This window comes from Stenotrophomonas sp. ZAC14D2_NAIMI4_7 (assembly GCF_003086675.1).
Classification (GTDB): Bacteria; Pseudomonadota; Gammaproteobacteria; order Xanthomonadales; family Xanthomonadaceae; genus Stenotrophomonas.
On sequence record NZ_CP025995.1, the window covers coordinates 813,084 to 834,043 of the forward strand.

At 67.7% G+C, this 20,960-nt stretch carries 17 protein-coding genes and 1 riboswitch; of the genes, 9 read left to right on the forward strand and 8 right to left on the reverse strand.

All coding sequences use genetic code 11. The annotated features are described in order from the left end of the window. The first annotated feature begins 209 nt into the window (after window positions 1-209). Window positions 210-3,863, forward strand: a complete 3,654-nt coding sequence (locus C1922_RS03595) for an autotransporter domain-containing protein (protein WP_108748538.1) — start codon at window positions 210-212, stop codon at window positions 3,861-3,863. A gap of 93 nt (window positions 3,864-3,956) precedes the next feature. Further along, complete coding sequence (locus tag C1922_RS03600; RefSeq protein ID WP_108748539.1) at window positions 3,957-4,913, forward strand: Nudix family hydrolase; 957 nt, start codon at window positions 3,957-3,959, stop codon at window positions 4,911-4,913. Between the two features lie 76 nt (window positions 4,914-4,989). Here C1922_RS03600 and C1922_RS03605 read toward each other — a convergent pair whose 3' ends face one another. Next, the gene (locus C1922_RS03605; protein WP_108748540.1) at window positions 4,990-5,571 is read right to left on the reverse strand and encodes a DUF4124 domain-containing protein; all 582 of its coding nucleotides are present in this window, start codon (window positions 5,569-5,571) and stop codon (window positions 4,990-4,992) included. A 40-nt stretch (window positions 5,572-5,611) separates the two neighbouring features. Then, window positions 5,612-6,439, reverse strand: a complete 828-nt coding sequence (gene metF, locus C1922_RS03610; protein ID WP_108748541.1) for a methylenetetrahydrofolate reductase [NAD(P)H] — start codon at window positions 6,437-6,439, stop codon at window positions 5,612-5,614. A gap of 200 nt (window positions 6,440-6,639) precedes the next feature. Between metF and C1922_RS03615 the strand changes: the two genes are divergently transcribed. The 3 genes from C1922_RS03615 to C1922_RS03625 are packed head-to-tail and all read left to right on the forward strand — an operon-like array spanning window position 6,640 to window position 9,335. Beyond that, a complete protein-coding gene (locus tag C1922_RS03615; RefSeq protein WP_234413462.1) occupies window positions 6,640-7,536 on the forward strand; it encodes an alpha/beta hydrolase in 897 nt (298 codons plus the stop codon). A 24-nt stretch (window positions 7,537-7,560) separates the two neighbouring features. Next, window positions 7,561-8,607, forward strand: a complete 1,047-nt coding sequence (locus tag C1922_RS03620) for a histidine kinase (RefSeq protein WP_108748542.1) — start codon at window positions 7,561-7,563, stop codon at window positions 8,605-8,607. Then, the gene (locus tag C1922_RS03625) at window positions 8,604-9,335 is read left to right on the forward strand and encodes a LytTR family DNA-binding domain-containing protein (RefSeq protein ID WP_108748543.1); all 732 of its coding nucleotides are present in this window, start codon (window positions 8,604-8,606) and stop codon (window positions 9,333-9,335) included. Before C1922_RS03620 ends, C1922_RS03625 begins: the two co-directional genes overlap by 4 nt. Before the next feature lie 20 nt (window positions 9,336-9,355). On the opposite strand, the gene C1922_RS03630 is transcribed toward C1922_RS03625, so the two are convergent. After that, a complete protein-coding gene (locus C1922_RS03630; RefSeq protein WP_108748544.1) occupies window positions 9,356-10,879 on the reverse strand; it encodes an amidohydrolase family protein in 1,524 nt (507 codons plus the stop codon). A 134-nt stretch (window positions 10,880-11,013) separates the two neighbouring features. Between C1922_RS03630 and C1922_RS03635 the strand changes: the two genes are divergently transcribed. Next, window positions 11,014-11,571: a DUF3228 family protein gene (locus C1922_RS03635; RefSeq protein ID WP_108748545.1), complete on the forward strand. Its 558-nt coding sequence runs from the start codon at window positions 11,014-11,016 to the stop codon at window positions 11,569-11,571. 80 nt (window positions 11,572-11,651) lie between these two features. After that, on the forward strand, window positions 11,652-12,296 hold the full coding sequence (locus C1922_RS03640; RefSeq protein ID WP_159091854.1) for an energy transducer TonB: 645 nt from the start codon (window positions 11,652-11,654) through the stop codon (window positions 12,294-12,296). Window positions 12,297-12,301: 5 nt separating this feature from the next. On the opposite strand, the gene C1922_RS03645 is transcribed toward C1922_RS03640, so the two are convergent. Both C1922_RS03645 and ybaK read right to left on the reverse strand, forming a co-directional pair. Further along, window positions 12,302-12,796, reverse strand: coding sequence for a hypothetical protein (locus C1922_RS03645; RefSeq protein ID WP_108748547.1), 495 nt, complete (start codon window positions 12,794-12,796; stop codon window positions 12,302-12,304). After that, window positions 12,796-13,269, reverse strand: coding sequence for a Cys-tRNA(Pro) deacylase (gene ybaK, locus C1922_RS03650; protein ID WP_108748548.1), 474 nt, complete (start codon window positions 13,267-13,269; stop codon window positions 12,796-12,798). Before ybaK ends, C1922_RS03645 begins: the two co-directional genes overlap by 1 nt. Before the next feature lie 96 nt (window positions 13,270-13,365). Here ybaK and C1922_RS03655 point away from each other — a divergent pair, with 96 nt between their 5' ends. Then, window positions 13,366-14,208 (forward strand): hypothetical protein, encoded by an 843-nt coding sequence (locus tag C1922_RS03655; protein WP_108748549.1) that lies wholly within the window; start codon window positions 13,366-13,368, stop codon window positions 14,206-14,208. Window positions 14,209-14,269: 61 nt separating this feature from the next. Here the strand turns inward: C1922_RS03655 and C1922_RS03660 are convergent, their stop codons facing one another. The 3 genes from C1922_RS03660 to ahcY all read right to left on the reverse strand — a co-directional run bounded on the left by C1922_RS03660 (window position 14,270) and on the right by ahcY (window position 18,195). Then, window positions 14,270-15,631 carry a peptidoglycan-binding domain-containing protein gene (locus C1922_RS03660; protein WP_234413463.1) on the reverse strand — a complete coding sequence of 454 codons (1,362 nt, stop codon included), beginning with the start codon at window positions 15,629-15,631 and terminating at the stop codon, window positions 14,270-14,272. A gap of 50 nt (window positions 15,632-15,681) precedes the next feature. Further along, the gene (locus C1922_RS03665) at window positions 15,682-16,398 is read right to left on the reverse strand and encodes a lysozyme inhibitor LprI family protein (RefSeq protein WP_234413464.1); all 717 of its coding nucleotides are present in this window, start codon (window positions 16,396-16,398) and stop codon (window positions 15,682-15,684) included. 336 nt (window positions 16,399-16,734) lie between these two features. Beyond that, on the reverse strand, window positions 16,735-18,195 hold the full coding sequence (ahcY, locus tag C1922_RS03670) for an adenosylhomocysteinase (RefSeq protein WP_108748552.1): 1,461 nt from the start codon (window positions 18,193-18,195) through the stop codon (window positions 16,735-16,737). Between the two features lie 36 nt (window positions 18,196-18,231). After that, window positions 18,232-18,315: riboswitch (S-adenosyl-L-homocysteine riboswitch) on the reverse strand. A 101-nt stretch (window positions 18,316-18,416) separates the two neighbouring features. On the opposite strand from ahcY, the gene C1922_RS03675 reads away from it, so the two are divergent. Further along, a complete protein-coding gene (locus C1922_RS03675; protein WP_108748553.1) occupies window positions 18,417-20,927 on the forward strand; it encodes a prolyl oligopeptidase family serine peptidase in 2,511 nt (836 codons plus the stop codon). Window positions 20,928-20,960: the final 33 nt, after the last annotated feature.

A 20,960-nucleotide genomic window follows, 5' to 3' on the forward strand; every position in this document is an offset into this window, starting at 1 on the left:
ATTGCTCATAACGAGAGTTTTCAGATTTATCTGACCCGCGTGTCGGGACAACCCCCACACCAAAGTCAGACCCGCGCCATGGGCATGCCCCGTTCGCGCCCGTATGTTGCACGGGCTCTGCGGTGGGACTGCAGAACCTGCCGGCGGAGCTGCGCCGATGTCGCCCCCGCGACACCGCGCATCCCTGATCGACAAACACATGGAGCTTCATGAACAGGATCTATCGCCAGGTGTTCAACCACACCACCGGCCAGATGCAGGTTGCATCTGAACTGACCACGTCACATTCGCCCGGCCGCGCCAGCGTCGGCCACGTCCACCGTTCGTCGTCGCTGCGCAGCGCGCTGCTGCTGGCGCTGGGCCTGGCCGCGCTGCCCGCGCAGTCGGCACTGGCAGCCGTATACGATTTCACAGACGACGAGACTGTGTCCGACAGCGCCGCCTACGCTGATGGCTTCCGCATCGGTGTGAATTCGCCGGTCACCATTGACCTGGTGTCGGGCGCGGTGCTGACTGCCAACGGCCCGATTTCGTTGGGTACAGCGGTCGGCGGCGTCGGCACCCTGAACGTGATCGGCCCCGGCAGCGGCGTCGTGCTGAACGACACGTTCGAAGACATGCGCGTGGGCGATGCAGGCAAGGGCGTGCTGAACCTGACCGGCGGCGGCACCGTGACCGTGGCCCGCAACGTGGTGCTGGGCAACGTGTCCGGCGGCGAGGGTGCAGCGCTGGTCAGCGGCGTGGGTTCCAAGCTCACCGCACGCCAGATCGATATCGGCAAGGCCGGTAACGGCAGTCTGGTGATCAGCAATGGTGGCGTGGTCGATACCACCGCAGTCAACAGTTCCACCCTGCTGCAGGGCATGCGCATCGGCGCGGACGCAGGCAGCACCGGTTCGGTCACCGTCGACACCGGCGGCGTACTGAACATCGCCAACAACCACCTGATCGTCGGCCAGCGCGGCCAGGGCGAGCTGAACGTGGCCAGCGGCGGCATCGTCAACGTCGGCCAGACCCTGGCCGTGGGCATCGTCAACGGTGCCACCGGCACAGTGAACGTGACCGACGGTGTATTGGTGGCGCAGGACATCCTGCTCGGCCAGGACGCCGGTTCGACCGCGACGATGCGCGTATCCGGTGCCAGCACCGTGCAGACCGACACCTTCGAACTGGGCGAACGCGGCAATGCACTGCTGCGCGTGGAAAACGGTGGCGTGCTGCGTGCCACCACCTCGCTGATCGCCGAAACACCGGACGGTTCGTCGGGTGACAGGGGCCAGGTCGGCCGCATTGAAGTCAGCGGTGCCGGTTCGGCCATCGAATCGGCGCGCGTGGATGCCACCGCCAGCCTGTTGATCGAGAACGGCGGCGCGATCCGTTCGGACGTGGCCAACATCAAGAATTCGTTCGGTGCCGGTACCGGCGCCAGCCGTGCCAAGGCCACCCTGACCGGCGCCGACAGCCAGTGGATCAACACCGGCGTGATGGAAGTCACCACCGACCTGCAGGTGCTCGATGGCGCCCGCATCAGCACCGACACCCTCAGTGTGTCCGGCGGCTCGGACTTCCCGAAGGGCACCGCCGCGCTGTACCCCGAACAGGTCGTCGTCAGCGGCGAGGGCTCGTCCATCGCCGCTGCCAACGGCATCTCCGTCGGCCGCACCACCTTCGATCCGCTCGGCGTGCTGGTGGTGAACAACGGCGCCAAGCTCAGTGCCGGCACCGGCTATACCCTGGACAACAGCGGCTACCTGGTCATCGGTGGCGGGCTGCAGGACTGGACCAGCGCGGACGGCCCGACCTGGGCAGCGGCCGAAGCGGCCGGTGAACTGGATGGTTCGCCGATCACCATGAACAACGGCCAGGGCGGCCTGCTGTTCAACCACACCGGTGACATCACCCTGTCCAACACCATCGCCAGCTCGTCTGCGTCGATGACCTACGGTGGCCTGCACCAGCTGGCCGGCAGCACCACGCTGGACGGTGACCTGACCGCCTTCGGCGGCGACATCAACGTCAGCGGCGGCACCCTGGTCATCAATTCCGATACCTATACCGGCCAGGGCTACACCGGCAGCAGCCAGGCGGTGACGCAGGACATCACCGTGACCGGCGGCACCCTGGTGCTGAACGGCGCGTCGGGCTTCCAGCAGGAGATCAACTACGGCACGGGCCTGGGCAGCGCGATCATCCGCAGCTCGACCGCCAACATCCGCGACGGCGGCGTGCTGGCCGGCAACGCCACGGTGGGCCAGACCTTCGTGCGCAACGGCGCGGTGCTGTCCCCGGGCCAGAACGGTGTGGGTGCCATCACCATTGATGGTGACCTGTACTTCAACAACATGGCCGTCACCGCTGAGCAGGTCGCCGGCAAGGCGTTCTATGACGTGGACGTGCTGGGCAACGGCCAGGCCGACCTGCTGACAGTGGCTGGCAAGGCCTACCTGGGCAAGGTGAACTATGCCGGTCAACACGGTGCCACCGGCGTGCGCATCACCGCGCTGGACCCGGCCACCAGCTACCAGAATGGCCAGAGCTACACGATCCTGAGTGCGGCCGGCGGTATTGAAGGCCAGTTCGATGACGTGATCTCGCGTTCGGCCTTCCTCGACCCCAGCCTGGTGCAGACCGGCAACGACGTCCGTCTGCTGATCGCAGTGAAGAATGGCGAGACGGGCCCGGGTCCTGGCCCTGGCCCCGATCCGGGACCGGGTCCGGGTCCGAACCCGAATCCGGGCACGCCGGGTACCCCGGGCGAGGGCGGTGGGGTGACCCCGCCGGCCGTGTTCGGTGCCGTTGCCGCCACCGGCAACCACCTGGCCATCGCCGGCGCGCTGGATACCCTGCAGCAGTCCGGGCAGGCGCTGGCGCTGTACAACCAGCTGCTGATGCTGGACGCCGACGAAGCGCGTCTGGCCTTCGATCACCTGTCCGGCGAGATCCATGCCAGCAACCGCGCGTTGCTGCTGGACGATCGCTTCCTGCGTGAAGGCATTTCCCAGCGCCTGCGCACCGACCCGACGATCAAGGCGCAGGGCGGTGGCTTCTGGCTGTCCGGCGGTGGCGCCGCCAATCGCCAGGACGGCGACCACGGCAGCGCCCGCAGCCGCCAGCACCGCGAAGGCCTGATGGCTGGCCTGGACTGGACCTTCGGTGAAGCCTGGACCGTGGGCCTGGCCGCCGGTGCCGAGTCGCTGCGCCAGCAGGTGGACGCGCGCAGCAGCAAGGCCGATGTCGACGCCGTGCATGGTGGCCTGTATGCCTCCTACCGCATGGGCGAAGCGTGGTTCACCGCCGGTGCCAGCTATGCCGACTACGACCTCGATACCGATCGCACGTCGATCGTCGGTGGCATGCAGCAGCGCCTGCGCGCCGGCTACAGCGCCGATGCCGTGTCCGGTTTCGCCGAAGGCGGCTGGGACATGGATCTGGATCGCCTGGTGCTGACCCCGTACGTGGCCGTGGCCTATACCCGCCTGTCCACCGATGCGGCGCAGGAAACCGGCGGCAGCACCGCGCTGCTGATCGATGCCAGCAAGGACGAGGTGTGGACCGCGACCGCCGGCCTGCGTGCCAGCTGGGACATCAGCGCTGGCCAGGACGACGGTGCCCGCCTGGTGGCCGGCCTGGCCTGGCAGAACGCCGCTGGCGATGTGCGCAGCAGCTCGCGCCAGCGCTTTGCAGTGGGCAGCAGCACCTTCAGCATCGACGGCGTACCGCTGGCCCGCAACGTCGGCATCGCCGAGCTGGGCGTGTCGGTGAACATCGGCGACAACAGCCGTCTGTCGCTGGGTGCACAGGGCCGCGCCGGTGGCGGCCAGCACGAGCTGGGCGCGCAGATGACCTGGAACGTGCAGTTCTGATCACGCGTACTGCGTGGATGTAGACCGGGGGCCCCGCAAGGGGCCCCCTTGTCAGGGTTGCGCTGGGCGCCGCCGATTGGGCATGCTCTGGCCATGCCTCCCCCGAAACGATCGATTCATGTGGTGGCCGCAGTCATCACCGACGCCCGCGGCCGCGTGCTGCTGAACCGCCGCACCGAGAACCGGGACATGGCCGGGCTGTGGGAATTCCCCGGCGGCAAGCGCGAACCGGGTGAAACCTCCGAACAAGCTTTGGTGCGCGAACTGCGCGAAGAGCTGGGCATCGAGGCCGACATCGGCGACTGGCTGATGGATGTGCCGCAGCATTACCCCGACAAGCACCTGACGCTGGAAGTGCGCCATGTGCGCAGCTGGAAGGGCAGTCCGCGCGGGCGCGAAGGCCAGGCCATCACCTGGGTGGCCCAGGACAAGCTGGGCCGCTATTCGATGCCGCCGGCCGACCTGCCGGTGGTGGCTGCACTGCGCCAGCCCGACCAGTACCTGATCACCCCGGCGCCGGCCGCCGATGACGCGCTGGCACAGCAGTGGCAGCAGCGGCTGCAGCAGGCGGTTGCCGCCGGCCACCAGCGCATCCAGTTGCGCCTGCCGGCGCAGCATCCGCAGCGCCAGCTGCTGATCGAAAGCGCCATTGGCTCCCACCGTCGCGGTGGCCCGCAGTGGCTGGTCAACCGCGATATCGAACTGGCCGCTGCGCTGGGGGTCGGGGTGCACCTGGGCAGTGAGCAGGTGCTGGCGCTGGCCGAGCGCCCCTTGCCGGTCGGCCAGCTGGTGGCCGCCTCGTGCCACGACCTGGCACAGCTGCAGGCTGCGCAGCGGCTGGGCTGCGACTTTGCAGTGCTGGGGCCGGTGCAGGCCACTGCCAGCCATCCCGCTGCCACGCCGCTGGGCTGGGAAGGATTCGCCGCGCTGCGTGCGCAGGTGTCGTTGCCGATCTATGCGTTGGGCGGGATGGAACCACACCACGTGGCCGACGCCCGCCGCCACGGTGCACAGGGCATCGCCGCGATCCGCGGCCTGTGGCCCACCTGAGCGGGCGCCTGAGGGGTCGGATCCGCGCGCAGCGCGGCTCTGACCCCAGAGGTTGACCCCTCCCGTGGATGCGGCCTCAAAGGGTGATCCAGAAACACCCGTACTGCCGCCGCAACCCCACCACCGTCGCCGCGCGCGTAGCGCTGCCTGGCAGCGTCTGCTCCAGCCGCAGCCCCACCGGGTGGCGGCGCACAGGCGTCTCAGCGCCCTCACGGTCGGATCCCTGCATCGCAGGGCTCTGACCCTCATCCACCACCTGCTGCGGGTACACCGGCACCACATCCACCAGCGGGCGCCGCACAACAGATTCCAGCTGCCCCAGGATGCGCTGCGCTCCTGCATCGGACACGGCACCCCACAGATACAGCGACGACAGTCGATTCACATCGCCGGTCGCCACGGCGGTCTGCACCGACTGCACCAGCTCGCTCAGCCGGCGCGGGCACTGCGCACCCAGTGTGTCGCGCTGCGCGGTGGCACCGGCCGGTGCGGGCGGCGGTTGCCGCGACCGCGCGCCCAGACTGTCGCAGGGGCGGTCGGTGTACACGCTCTGGCCCTGCGCATCGGTGCAGCGGTTCAAACGCGTGGCCTGGGCGTGGGCCAGCACCGGCAGACTGGCCAGCACGACAGCCAGCACGGCGGGAATTGCGAGATTCATGGCTCCAGCGTAACGCCGATGCCGACAAAGTTGTGCGTAGTCAGCCCTGCAACAGCTTCAGCACCGACACCGTCGGCTTGGCCAGGTTCAGGGTGTAGAAGTGCAGGCCCGGCGCCCCCCCGTCCACCAGGCGCTGGCACAGCCCGGCGACCACCTCGGCACCGAACGCCCGCACCGATTCCGCATCGTCGCCATATGCCTGCATCTTGCGGCTGATCCAGCGCGGGATTTCGGCGCCGCATTGTTCGGAAAAGCGGCGAAGCTGGCTGAAGTTGGCGATGGGCATGATGCCCGGCACGATCGGCACGGTCACGCCCAGCTTGCGCACGGCATCCACGAAGTGGAAATACGCATCGGCATTGAAGAAGTACTGGGTGATGGCGGCATCGGCGCCGGCATCGATCTTGGCCTTGAAATGCCGCAGGTCGGCCAACGCATCCGACGCCTGCGGGTGGGTTTCCGGGTAGGCGCCCACTTCAATGTGGAAGGCGTCGCCGTGTTCGGCACGGATGAAGGCGATCAATTCGGCGGCATAGCGCATGTCGCCGGGGAATCCCATACCCGAGGGCAGGTCGCCGCGCAGCGCGACCAGCCGGCGGCAGCCGATGGCGCGGTACAGCTTCAGCAGTTCACGGATCTCCTGGCGGGTGCCGCCTACGCAGGACAGGTGCGGTGCCGCGTCGAAACCATGGTGCTGGTTGAGGTGGCGCACCGTTTCGGAGGTGTAGCTGAGCGTGGAGCCACCGGCGCCGAAGGTACAGGACACATAGTCGGGCGCGTAGGCCTTCAATCGGGCGGCGGCACGGTCCAGCTGGCCACGCTGCTCATCGGTCTTGGGCGGGTAGAACTCGAAGCTGATGGCGGTCATGGCACGGGCGATGGCGGCGGGTGCGGTTGAGTATATCGCTCCATCAAGATGGATGTGAAGTTGCGTGGTGTGAAGAACCGTCCCGTTGCGAGCGACCGTTCACCCCGCTGCCGGGCCGTTGCTCCTGAATCGCAACCGCGGACCCCGCTCCGCCGCCACGCTGCTGCCGTGGCAATTTCGCCCGATGAAGGAGCAGTGCAATGAAGAGCCTGTTGGCACGACTGGTGATGATGGGCACGGCGATGACGGCGCTGGGGACCGGGCTGGCGCACGCCGCCACCCCGACCAGCGGCACCGTCCAGGTCGAGGTCGTCGGCACCGGCCGTCCGCTGCTGATGATTCCCGGCCTGAACAGCAGTGCAGAGGTCTGGCGCGAGACCTGCCTGATGCTGAAGGACGTGCAGTGCCATCTGCTGCAGCTGCCGGGCTTTGCCGGCGCGGCGCCAGCCGATCCGCTGCCGGACGACTTCCTGTCGGCCATGCGCGATCAGGTGCTGGCCTATGTGCACACCCGGAAGCTGCACCGTCCGGCCGTGATCGGCCACAGCCTGGGCGGCGTGCTGACCCTGGCCATGGCTGTGCAGGAGCCGGATGCGCTGGGGCCGTTGATCATCGTGGACGCGGTGCCGTTCTACGCCGGCATGCAGAACCCGCAGGCCACTGCGCAGAGCGTGCGGGCGCTGGCCGGGCAGATGCGCACCTCCATGCTGGCGGCAGACGCGGCCAGCTACCAGGCACAGGCCGAGGCGGCGCTGGCGCCGCTGACCAACGTCGCCGCGCGACTGCCGGAGCTGCAGCGCTGGGGCCGCGACAGCGACCGTGCCAGCACGGCGGGTGCGATGTATTCGCTGCTGGTGCATGACCTGCGGCAGGACGTGGCGAGCATCCGTTCGCCCACCCTGGTCCTCGGTGCGTGGGCGTCGTACCAGGCCTTCGGTGCCACCGAAGCGTCGGCGCGCACGATCTTCCAGACGCAGTACGCGGCACTGCCAGATGTGCGCATCGAATTGAGCGCCAGCGGCCACCATTTCCTGATGTGGGATGATCCGCAGTGGCTGCAGGCGCAGGTGCAGGCGTTCCTGGATAGCCACCGCTGATGCTTGCTGCCTTGGGTTTCCACCATGACTGATCCCACCTCCACGCTACGCTTCTGGCTGATCAACGGCATCGGCTGGCTGCTGTTCGGCCTGCTCAGCCTGGCCATGAGCGGGGCCTTCGGTGCGGGCGCCAGCAGTGGCGGCACGTTGATCAGCGTGGGCCTGGCCATTGCGCTGTGCGTTGTCAGCGGCGCCATGCGCGCGCTGGCGGTGGCGCGCCACTGGTGGCAGCTGGAGGTCGGCGCGCTGGCCGTGCGTCTGGCGCTGGCGGTATTGCTGGGCGCGGCCCTGGCGCAGCTGCTGCTGACGGCCGTGCTGCAACCGGCACTGGCGCTGGGGTGGGTGGATTTCGCTGGCCGGCCGGCCGATTTCCGCCCACTCGCGCGCGTGCTCTACTGGCTCAATACCGTGCTGGTGCTGGGCCTGTGGACCGCGGTGTGGGCCGGCCTGCACAGCGTGCGCCGTGCGCGCCATGCCGAACTGGCCCGCCTGCGCGCCGAGGCCGAGCGCAGTGCGCTGGAGCGCGATGCCCTGCGCGCCCGGCTCAATCCGCACTTCGTGTTCAATGCACTGAACAACCTGCGCGCGCTGATCCTGGAAGACCCCGAGCGCGCGCGCGATATGGTCACCCGGCTGTCGCGCACGTTGCGCCAGGCATTGGCGCACAACCGCAGCGAGCAGGTCACCCTCGCCGAGGAGCTGGCCGTGGTCGATGACTATCTGGCCATTGAAAGCGTCCACTTCGAGCAGCGCCTGCAGGTGCAACGCCACATCGATGCCGATGCCCTGCACGCGCGGCTGCCCGCGATGGCGCTGCAGCTGCTGGTGGAAAACGCGATCAAGCACGGCATCGCCCAGCGCGCGGGTGGTGGCGAGGTGCACATCCGCGCAACGTTGGACCGCGATGTGCTGCGCCTGCAGGTGGACAACCCACGACCCAGCGGCAGCGATGATATCCATGGTCATGGCATCGGCCTGGCCTATCTGCGTGCGCAGCTTGGCAGCGAGGGACGATTCACCTTGCAGCTGGTGGGCGAGGGCATGCAGGCCGTGCTGGAGATTCCGCAATGAGTGGCATGCTGCGCGTGTTGATCGTTGATGATGCGCGGTTGGCGCGGCAGGAGCTGCGCACGCTGTTGTCGGCCTGGCCGTGGGTGCAGTGCGTGGGTGAGGCCGATGACGTGCCAGCCGCCCGCGAAGCGATCGCCACGCTGGCACCGGACCTGGTGCTGCTGGATGTGCAGATGCCCTCTGGCAGCGGCTTCGACGTGCTGGACGGGCTGGAGCGCGTGCCGGCGGTGGTGTTCGTCACCGCCTACGACACCTACGCGGTGCGCGCCTTCCAGGCCAACGCGCTGGATTACCTGGTCAAGCCGGTCGAGGCGCCGCGACTGCTGGAAGCACTGCAGCGGGCACGCCAGCGCGAGGACATGCAGGCCGAAGTGCCGGCGGCGCGTGGCACGCTGGGTGCGCATGACCAGGTGTTCGTGCGCGACGGCGAATGCTGCTGGTTCGTGGCGGTCAGCGAGATACGCCGCCTTGTTGTGGATGGCAACCATACCCGGCTGTGGTTCCGCGGCGAGAACGCCCTGCTCAGCCGCAGCCTGAGTGCGCTGGAAGCACGACTGCCAGCGGACATGTTCTTCCGTGCCAACCGCAACACGCTGGTGAACCTGCGCCGCATCCGCGCGGTGACCCCCAGCGTGGGTGATGGATACGACCTGGCACTGGATGATGGCAGCGAAGTGGAAGTATCACGGCGGCAGGCGCGGGAACTGCGCGAGCGGATGACGCTGTAAGCGGAAGCTCTGACACGCACTCATAACTCTGCACTGACTGGACTGGTGAGGAAGCCCCAGAGCAGTCTCGCCATCACCGCCGGAGAACGTGCCTGCGTGCGCGCATGGTCCAGCAGCGCATCCAGGCGCGGGCGGTCGTAAAGATGGCCTGCGAGCAGCACCGCATGGATGCGGCGGGTATTGCGGATGTCCTGCAGGGGATTGCCGTCGAGCAGCACCAGGTCGGCGGCTTTGCCTACCGCCACACTGCCGTGCACGGACTGAAGTTCCAAGTGACGCGCGGCCTGCAGTGTGGCCGCGCGCAGCACATCGGCCTGGCCCAGGCCGGCCTGCTGCAGCCATTGCAGTTCATCGTGGTAGCGGAATCCGCCCAGGCCAGTGTCGGTGCCGACCAGTACCTGCACGCCAGCGCGATGGGCGGCGCCGGTCAACGCAAGGCCATGGCGGAAGTAGGCCTGCAGTGCGGCATCGCCACGGCGGCCGGGATAACGTGCGGCGGTAGCCTGAAGATCATCGCGCCAGGCCCAGCGCGACAATGGATCCAGATAGGCCAGACGAGGGTCGTTGATGAGGGCCGGATCACGGGCGCGCGCATCTTCCTCGCGGGTGACATGGGTGGGCACGAACACGGCACCACTGGCGTGCATCAGCGCGAACGCTTCCTCGCAGACTGCGGACTGGTGACCTGCGACCATCTGCTCGGCCAGCGCCGTTGGATCCTCACCATCGAGCTTGCCTTCGCGCCATTGCGTGGCATTGTCGAAGCAGTGGCGGGCAAATACATGCGCGTGCTCGAAGCTCCGCTGGCCGGCCTGCAGCGCATCCTGCAACTGGACCGCCTTGGGCAGGTGGCCGACCAGCGGACGCTGCAGGCGCTGTGCCTCGACAGCCAGCTGTTGGTAGGTATCCGCGCGCAACCGGTTGTAAACCTTCAATGCATCGATGCCGCGGGCATCGTATTCGCGTGCACGGCGCACTGCTTCATCTGCCCGCATCGCGGGATCTTCGAAGTAGAAGCTGGCCACCTGCACGAAGCGGGGCGCGACCTGCTGCCCTGCAATGGCCTGGGCGGTCCAGCGGCGCTTGTCGGCCACGCAGGCGATCAATGGATCAGTGCGCTGCGGGCAATCCATCATGTCGCGTGTGCCGGTGATGCCGTTGGCCAGCATCATTGGGAATTGGAGCTGGGGTGACAGCTGCAAGGCGTGGGTGTGCATGTCCCAGAATCCCGGCGACAGCCAACGGCCGCCGGCATCAATCACTGGTAGCGCCGGATCCGGGGTCGCATCGCCAATGGCAGCGATGCGGCCTTCGCGTACCGTCACTGTGGTGGGTTCGCTGGCCTGTCCGTTCACCACATCCAGCACCCGCACATTCACGATCACCCGGCTGTTGCCGGTTTCGGGCTTCGGCGGTGCCTGCAGTGGCCAGAACAATGCGGCGGCGAACAGCAAGGGAGGCGTTGCCAGGCTGGCGGTGGATACCAAGGCCAATCGCTTCCAGCGGCGGCGAGGGGAGGAGGACAATGCGCGTGCTGCTTCCATGAGCCGGCGATCCTTGCAGGAGGTTGCCGGCAGGGTGCGACAATGGCGGCCCTGGCGCCAGTGACCTTCGGTTCGCGGCCCCTCGGCCGGGCCGCAGCGGTTACCCTGTGCTGGACCTTCTGCTGCCACCACAAATGTCCATCGTCCTCACCGAATTCGCCCGTCCCCGCCTGTTCCCGCGCGTGCCGCGTGGCAACACCATCCAGGACGTCAGCGCCGAGCAGTTCCAGGCGCACCTGAACGCGCATGCACCGTTCAAGGTGCTGGATGGCTATGCGCCCTTCTGCAAGCTGTTCGTCTACGAGAACTGGACCAGCACGCGATGCCTGACCGTGCCGGTGACCGATGCCAACCGGCACCTGCTGCGCAGCGGCTATGAAGCGCGCAACCGCGAGGAGCTGCCGGTCTTGGTGCGCTGGTTCGAGGGCGTGGAATCGCCGCGCGCGAGCTATCTGGTGGTGATCCTGTACAGCGCCGAGCAGCTGGCGAAAGAAGGCTCGCCGATCGAAGCCGACTGGGGCATCGTCGGCTGCATCTACACCGCCGAGCCGGAAGAAGTGCCGATGGCCCCGATCACCATGATGCGCAATGCGCTGGGCGTGGAGGAGGGCGGTTCCGGCGTGCCGCTGGACCGCGACGCGTACCGGCGTTCGGTGGAATTCTGGGAAAACAACGCCAACTGGCGGCCGTAGGGGGATGCCTGCCGCAAGGTGAACGTGGCAAGGACGGCGGGGGCGCTACCATGGCGTCGGTTGAACGCATGGAGCACAACATGGAACACAACAGGACGGTTCGCTCATGGATGCCGATTGCGCTGTGCGTTTCGGCGCTATTGGCAGCCTGTGACGGTTCGGCGGCACGATACGAGGCAGGGGCTGCCTGTGGCGGCTTGTCCGAGGTGACCGCGATTCGCGATGCCGGCGTTGACGCGCTGCGGTCCCAGGCGGAAGCAGGGCGGTGCACCTTCCATGCCGACGCCGATGATGCAGCCGCGCTGGCACGCCAGCAGGCAATGTTGCAGGCGGTGTCGGTCATCGCCTGCGGCGCGCCGGCCATCTCCGTGGGTGAAACATCACCGGTACGCTTGGCGCTGCAGCTGCCCGCGCGCTGCCCGTTGTCATCCAGCACGCCGTTGATTTCCACAGGCAGGGGCTGGCACAAACGTCAGCCGTTCTCGATACCGTTCTATCCCCCTGCCGCCATTCGCGAGCAGCAGGAGGGGCGCGTCGAGCTGACGCTTCTACTGGATGCGCAGGGCAAGCCGCAGGCGATCATCGTGGCCCGGTCCACGGGTCACCCACTGCTGGATGAGGCCGCACTCAAGCATGCCCGTGCATGGCACTATGAGTACGAGGCACCGGGAAAACCGGCTTCCATGAGCCTTGTGCACGATACGGTTGACTTCAAACTCAACTGATCCGTTCATGGCTGCGGGGCGGTCTTCCACTCCCACCAGGGGTAGTGATACTCGCGCTCGGTGGCCTGCCAGTGCTGGCCGCAGTGGGTGCAGGCGACGCTGTGGCAGTCGCCCCAGCCATCCTCCGCTGCGTCGAGCGACAGCAGCTGCATCTGCCCGTGTTCGATCAGGCGACGAGGGTCGAAGAACGGATAGCCGGGGTTGAGTGCACACAGGCAGCCAGCGCCCGCCTGCCAGTAACGCAGCCGCTGCAGCGCCGCCTTCAGGTGCGCCTGGTTGCTGACCAGCATGCCGCCCAGCGCAATGCCCGCGCTGCGCTGCTCGATCAACGCCGCATGCGGTGCCAGTGCATCCAGCGGCGCGGCATCGAACAGTCGGGCGAGCGTACGCGCGGCGTCGGTGATGCGCCCGCCGTCGCCTGACAGCAGGTCCTGCAGCAGCGCCTGCGCCTGGGCATGGTCGAGAACGGGTGCTGGCGCCGCAGACCATGGCCAGCGCATCAGCGCGCCCTGCCAATAGCGGCGAAATGGCCGCCGGTGAGTTGCAGCAGATCGCGCGGTGCCAGTTCCACTTCCAGGCCACGACGGCCGGCGCTGACGTGCAGTGTGCGCAGTGATTGCGCACTGGCATCGAGGAAGGTACGCAGGCGCTTCTTCTGACCCAGCGGGCTGATGCCACCGACCAGATAGCCGGTCGCGCGCTGCGCGGCATCGGCGGTAGCCATTTCGCACTTCTTGCAACCCGCGGCTTCGGCCAGCGCTTTCAGGTCCAGCTGGCCGGCCACCGGCACGATGGCCACCAGCAGCTCGTGGGTTTCGGTGCTGGCCAGCAGGGTCTTGAACACCTGCGCCGGGTCCAGGCCGAGCTTCTCCACGGCTTCGCCGCCATACGAGGGGGCGTGGGCATCGTGCACGTAGCTGCGCACGGTGTGGGCGATCTTCTCGCGCTTGAGCAGATTGATGGCGGGGGTCATGCGTGCATCGTAGCGCGCAGGCGCGGGCCTGCCTTGACCGAGGCTACTGGCGGGCCCCTGCGATAATGCGCGCTGCACACCGTCTGGAATCCCATCATGCGCGCACCGCACCTGCTTCATGGCCTGACCTTGGATAGCGCGCCGTGCGCGGGGCCCTACCCGCCGCAGGGCTTCTGGCCGATCGCCGAAGGTGCGCTGGGCAACGGTGATCAGTTCGGTCTGTACTGGCCATTGGGTCGCGAGGCTGAGCCGCCCGTGGTCTGCGAAATGTTCCATGACGAAGGGCGCATGGTCTTCCGCCATTCATCGCTGGATGTCTTCGCGCAGTGGCTGGATGCCGGTGGCGCGGAGGAAGACGACGATGAGGGCGGGGCGCCGCATGGGCACGCGGTCCCGGATGCGGAATCGCCGTTGCCCTTGATCGAGCGCGCGCAGCGGCATGTGCAGGCCGCTGAGCCGGCCCAGGCGGTCACGCAGCTGCAGGAGGCCTGCAGCCGCTTTCCGGAGTTGCAGCGCGCATGGGCGATGCTGGCAGGGCAGCAGATGCGCCTGGGCCAGCATGCAGCGGCCCAGGCGGCGGCACGTGCCGCCATTCTGGCGAACTGGGCGTTCGGTATTCCCGAGCCTGGCGTGCTGCGCATCCTGCGTGCAGCCGATGCTGGCGGCGATCCCGTGCTGGTGATGGCCCAGCAGATGGGATTCGCCTTCGGTGGCGCCAAGACCAACCCGGACTATGCGCTGATGCAGGCGTGCATTGATCAGTGCTGGCAGGTAGGCGACACGCTGGCGGCACTGCGTGTGAGCCAGAACCGCTGCTACGCGCTGAGCAGCGAGACCGTGTCATTCCAGCAGCGCGAAGGATTTGATCTGGATTCCTGGCGGCGCGACTTCGCCGCGCGGTGCAAGAGTGCGCTGCGCGATGACCGGCAGCGCATGTAGATCCAGGCCATGGGGTCGAAGCCCTTTCCGGTGGGAAGGTATCCGACCCCGTTACGCGGAATCAGCGCGACATCGACTGCTGGGTCTGAATCTGTTCCTGGGTCTGCCGCTGCGACAGTTCGTTGTCCAGCGCCTGGCTCTGCCGCGTGCTGTCCTGCAGGTTCTGGTTCACCGCCTGCGACAGGTCGACGTAGGTGCGGTGCATGGCGGGATCGCCGAGCTGGCCCTGCACCGCGAACACGCCCTGGTTGTCCGGCCGCGCCAGCACGGTGTCGACCTGGCTCATGCCGGCCACCTTGGACTCGTAAGCCACCTGGCCAGCAGCGTTCTCGAGCTGGTTGCGGTCATTGAACAGCGGCGACAGGCCGCCCTGGCGGCGCTGATCTTCCAGCGCTTCCAGCTTTTCCACGACCTGCTGGTAACGCGGGTTGTCGGCGTGGCCCGGGCTGGCCATGGTCGGTTCGGCCGCTGCGCGTTGCTGTTCGACCGCCTGCGCGTGCTGCTGGGTGGCTGCATCCAGCGCGCCCAGGGTGCCGTCGCCCGCCTTGCCGTCGACAGTGAGCTGGTGGTCGCGCTGGAACTGCTTGACCGCTTCCAGGGTGCCGGGGCCGAAATCGCCATCGGCCACCAGCGGCTTGCCGTCCCTGCCCAGGTAGCCCAGGTCCGACAGCTTCTGCTGCATGGCCTGCACCTCATCGCCCTTGCTGCCGTTGATCAGCACGCCGTTGCCCGCAGGCGTGCCGGGCGAACCGTGCGAGGGGGCATGGGTGGGAGTGATGCCGATCTGTGTCATGGCCCGGTCGAAGCGCTCATCGCGGCTGGCCACGGCGCCCGGCGCCTGGATGCCGTATTTGGTTGCATCGACGAAGTTCTGCACGTCGCCGCGGGTCGGCGGATTGCCGGCCTGGATGGTGCCGCCCTGCAGCTTTTCCGCGTTGCCGGCCAGATAGTTGATGAACTGCGGGCCCATGCTGCCGAACTGATTGTCGTAGTCGGCCATGGCCAGCTGCAGTTCCGGGTTGGCCGCGATGGCATCGGCGGCGGCCGGGTTGGTGGCACGCACCTTGGCGATGGCGTCGTCGACGCGCTCGATGGCGCTGTCCAGCTTGGCGTTGGTGAGCTCGTCCATCTTCGCCTGCGGAATGGCCTGCAGCTTGGCGTCGAGCCCCGCCAGCTGCTGGGTGCTCAGCCCGCCCTGCTGCGACAGCAGTTCGATGTCACCGGCGGTGAAGCCGTTGTCGCGCAGGAAGCGCCGGGCCTGCGGGTTGCCGCCAACGTCGAACTGCACCAGCCCGAACGAGTAGGTGCTGGCGCCCTTCTGCGCGTACGCGAAGTGGTCCAGGTGGCGGGTATTGCCGCCCAGCTCAGTGTTGAGGAACAGCGTGGACAGCTGTTCGCGGGTAAGTGTGGAATCCGTTGCCATGGTCATGGTCCTTCAAAGAGGGAAAAAGAGCCGGGCGCGCACGGCGGATCTCAGCCGGCGCAGTGCTGCTGGGTGAAGCCGAGCAGCTGGCGGGTGGCCTGGGTGCCGTAGGCGGCCGGTGCCGGCTCCAGCGCGAACTGGCCGACCATCTGGTTGCTGCACAGCTGCACGTTGCGCTTTCCGGCGGTGGTTTCCTGGGTGCAGTTGGCCGCCAGCAGGGCGTTGGGGCCGCCGCCCATGTTGGTGGCGGCGCTGCAGCCCAGCAGTCGGCCTTCCTGACCGTTTTCGCCCAGCAGCGTATTGAAGGCTGCCAGCTGGCTGTTGGGGTCGCGCAGGACCAGCGTGTCCACGCACTGCTGCTGGCCGTCGGGCGTTTCGCAGGCGTCCTGGTCGATCAGGCCGTCACGGGTGGCGGTCAGCACCTTGATGCGGTCGGCGAACACCTGCTGCAGGCACTGTGCGTCGCCGCAAAGGTCGCGCGTGTGCTGGGTCCAGCGTTGCTGCTCGGCCTGCAGCCTGGTCTGGCCTGCACTGTCCAGGGTGGCCTGTGCGGTGGCCAGGGCCTTGCCAAGGTCCGCGTCCAGGCCGGTCAGGGCCGGGTCTTTGCAGATCAGGGTCTGCGCCGGCGATGCGCCATCGGCACAGGCGGTGCTGCCTGCGGGGCCGGCAGCCGGGGCGGTGGCCTGGGCGTCGCTGGACGGCGGGGTGCAGGCGGCCAGCAGGGCCACCCAGCACAGGGTCATCAGGGGCTTCAGGGCCCGGGTCATACGTTCACTGCTGCGCTGCATGTCGATCCTTTGATGTCTGCGTCCTGGCGCATGGCCTGCGGGCGGCAGGCATGGGGCGAACCATGGAACGGGGGCGCCGTGGCGGCCGCACGGAGCGGGCTGGGCACTGGAACAGCTGCGGCGGGGCCGCAGGGGGGGGAAGCGTAGCAAGCGACTTCGTAGGGCTCTGTGACAGGGCGCGCGGAACGCAGAACGGGCGCCCGAAGGCGCCCGTTCTGTGTGTATCCGTTGCGGGGGGCAGAGCCCTTTCCTGCGGAAAGGGATCCGACCCCGCGGCCTTTGTAGAGCCACGCCATGCGTGGCTGCATCGGCCGATCAGTAGCGATAGTGGTCCGGCTTGAACGGGCCCTGCACCGGCACGCCGATGTAATCGGCCTGTTCCTGGGTCAGGGTGGTCAGCTTCACACCGATCTTTTCCAGGTGCAGGCGGGCCACTTCTTCGTCCAGGTGCTTGGGCAGCAGGTAGACCTTCTTCTCGTAGCTGTCCTTGTTGGCCCACAGGTCGATCTGGGCCAGGGTCTGGTTGGCGAACGAGTTGGACATGACGAAGCTCGGGTGGCCGGTGGCGCAGCCCAGGTTCACCAGGCGGCCTTCAGCCAGCAGGAAGATCGCATTACCAGCACTTCCATCAGAAGCCGGGAAGATGTACTTGTCCACCTGCGGCTTGATGTTCACGTGCTTCACGCCCGGGAACGCCACCAGCGCATCGACCTGGATTTCGTTGTCGAAGTGGCCGATGTTGCAGACGATGGCCTGGTCCTTCATCGCGCTCAGGTGCTCGATGCGGATGATGTCCTTGTTGCCGGTGGTGGTGACGTACAGGTCGGCACGGCCCAGGGTCGATTCGATGGTGTTGACTTCATAGCCTTCCATCGCCGCCTGCAGGGCGCAGATCGGATCGATCTCGGTGACGATCACGCGCGCGCCATAGGCGCGCAGCGAGGCGGCGCAGCCCTTGCCCACGTCACCGTAGCCGCAGACCACGGCGACCTTGCCGGCCAGCATCACGTCCATCGCGCGCTTCAGGCCATCGGCCAGCGACTCGCGGCAGCCGTACAGGTTGTCGAACTTGCTCTTGGTGACCGAGTCGTTGACGTTGATCGCCGGGATCAGCAGGGTGCCGGCCTGGGCCAGCTGGTACAGGCGGTGCACGCCGGTGGTGGTCTCTTCGGAGACGCCCTTCCAGTCCTTGACCACGCGGCCCCAGTAACCCGGGCGCTCGGTGGCAACGCGCTTGAGCAGGTTCTTGATGACCTGTTCTTCGTGCGAGGACGAGGCGGTGTTGACCCAGTCGCTGCCGTTCTCCAGCTCGTAGCCCTTGTGGATCAGCAGGGTCACGTCACCGCCGTCGTCCACCACCAGCTCCGGGCCGGTCAGGGTGCCGTCGGCCAGGGTGAAGGTCAGCGCGTCCAGGGTGCAGTCCCAGTACTCTTCCAGAGTTTCGCCCTTCCAGGCGAACACCGGGGTGCCGGTGGCGGCGATGGCCGCAGCGGCGTGGTCCTGGGTCGAGAAGATGTTGCACGAGGCCCAGCGCACGTCGGCGCCGATGTCCTTCAGGGTCTCGATCAGCACCGCGGTCTGGATGGTCATGTGCAGCGAGCCGGTCACGCGCACGCCCTTCAGCGGCAGGCTGGTGGCGTGCTTGCGGCGGATCGACATCAGGCCCGGCATTTCATGCTCGGCGATGTCCAGTTCCTTGCGACCCCAGTCTGCCAGGGTGATGTCGCGGATCTTGTAGTCACCTTCGGTGGAGAAGGTCTTGGCAACAGCGTTCATGCAGTAGCTCCGGTTGTGGACGAGCGGGTGCTCGCATCTAGCCGGGCGCCGTTGTTACAAAGCCACCTTACCGAGCCTGGCCGGGCCTCATGGGTTCCGGTCGCAGCGCCCCTCGGCAGGGGAGAACGCCCAGTATATCGCGGCCCCCAACCATCGGCAGATGGGGGCCGTGGCGCTGCCTGTTAAGGTCGGGATATTCACGCACCGAAACAGGAAGAACGATGAGCAAGCACGCGCGCCGCCAGCGGCGCTGGACCGGTCTGGTCCTGTCGATGGCCCTGCTGGCCGTAGCGCCGCTGGCCTGGTCGGCCGGTATCGCCCCGGCCGCTGCCGCCCAGGCCGCCGCCGGCTACGAACTGCCGTCGGCCGCGCTGCAGGCAGTGGTGGACGCGCCGCGTGCGCCCACGCTGTCCCTGTCGCCGCGGCGCGACGTGGCCGCGCTGATGCAGATGCCGCCGCTGCCGTCGATCCAGGTGGTGGCGCAGCCGGAACTGAAGCTGGCCGGCGTGCGCATCAACCCGCGTACCTTCTCCGACAGCCGTTTCAGCTTCGGCCAGAAGCTGTGGCTGATGAACGTGGCCGACGGCAAGGAGCGGCAGATCAGCGGCTTGCCGGCGCAGCTGTCGATTGCCGGCCTGGCCTGGTCGCCCGACCAGAAGTGGCTGGCCTTCAACCAAGTGGACGCGGCCAGCGGTGCCAACGAACTGTGGCTGGTGGACGTGGCCGCTGGCAGCGCCCGCCGCCTGCAGGCCGGTCTGAACACGGTGTTCGGCGAGGGCTACCAGTGGCTGCCTGACAGCCGCGGGCTGATCGTCATGACCCGCGTGGCCGGAGCAGGTGATCCGCCGCCGGCCGATGGCGTGCCCACCGGCCCGGCCGTGCAGCAGACCGGCAAGAGCAGCGGCGTGGTGTCCATCCGCACCTACCAGGACCTGCTGAAGAACGAGGCCGATGCGCGCCTGTTCGACTACTACGCCAAGGCCCAGCCGATGCAGGTCGGCCTGGACGGGCAGACCCGCGCGCTGGGTGCGGCGGGCATCTACCTGGATTTCAGCGTATCGCCCGATGGCAACTACCTGCTCAGCCAGCGTGTGCAGCGTCCGTATTCCTACGTGGTGCCGGTGGGCAGCTTCCCGCGCCGCATCGAAGTGCTGGACCGCAACGGCCAGCTGGCCCACACCGTGGCCGTGCGGCCGCTGGTGGAAGGCCTTCCGACCGGCAACGATGCCGAAGTGACCGGCGTGCGTGACATCAGCTGGCGCGCCGACGCCGGCGCCACCCTGGTCTGGGCCGAGGCGCAGGACGGCGGCGATCCGAACCGCGAAGCGAAGGTGCGCGATGCGGTGTTCATGCAGGCCGCGCCGTTTGAAAAGCCGCCGGTGACCCTGGCTCAGCTGGGCAGCCGTTTCGCTGGCATCACCTGGGGCCGCGGCGACCTGGCCCTGCTCAATGAGTCGTGGTGGAAGACCCGCAACAGCAAGACCTGGCGCATCGCCCCGGACGATGCCGCGCAGGCGCCGCAGCTGCTGTGGGACCGCGACGCCCAGGACCGCTACAACGATCCCGGCCGTGCCGGCGTGGTACGCGATGTGAACGGTCGCGCGCGCCTGCAGACCACCGCCGATGGCCGCAGCATCTTCCTGTACGGGCAGGGCGCTTCGCCGGAAGGCGACCGTCCGTTCGTGGACCGCTTCGATATCGAAAGCCGCCAGGCCACGCGCCTGTTCCATTCGCAGGCGCCGGCCTATTCGCTGCCGGTTGCGCTGCTGGACCAGGAAGGCACCTCGCTGCTGCTGACCCGCGAAAGCCCCGACGAGCCGGCCAACTACCAGGTGCAGTCGCTGGCCGATGCCAGCGCCGCGCCGCGCGCGCTGACCCACTTCGCCCACCCGTTGCCGCAGCTGAAGGGCGTGCAGAAGGAGCAGATCCGCTACAAGCGTGCCGACGGCGTGGACCTGACCGCCACATTGCTGCTGCCGCCAGGCTACGACCCCAAGCGCGATGGCCCGCGCCCGCTGCTGATGTGGGCCTACCCGGGCGAGTTCAAGAGTGCCGCCGCGGCCAGCCAGGTGACCGATTCGCCGTACCGCTTCAACGCGGTCAGCTACTGGGGGCCGCAGGCGTTCCTGGCCAAGGGCTACGTGGTGCTGGCCAGCCCGACCATGCCTATCATCGGCGAGGGCGACAAGGAACCCAACGACACCTACATCGAACAGCTGGTGGCCAATGCGCAGGCCGCGGTGGACGAGGTGGTGCGCCGTGGCGTGACCGATCGTGACCACATCGCCATCGGTGGCCATTCCTACGGTGCGTTCATGACCGCCAACCTGCTGGCCCACACCCGCCTGTTCAAGGCTGGCATCGCTCGCAGCGGCGCTTACAACCGCACGCTTACCCCGTTTGGTTTCCAGGCCGAGGAACGCAACTACTGGCAGGCGCAGGAGGTCTACCAGAAGATGTCGCCGTTCAATTACGCCGGTGACATCAAGGATCCGATCCTGTTCATCCACGGCGTGGACGACAACAACTCCGGCACATTCCCGATCCAGAGCGAGCGCATGTTCGCGGCGGTGAAGGGCCTGGGCGGCACTGCGCGGCTGGTGATGCTGCCCAATGAATCGCATGCCTACCGCGCACGCGAATCGATCATGACCATGCTGGCCGAAAGCGAGCGCTGGCTGGAACAGACCCTGGGACCGGTGCCGCAGGGCAAGGCGAAGAAGAAGCGCTGACGCGTGTTTGACGGCGGCCCCTGCGATGGGGGC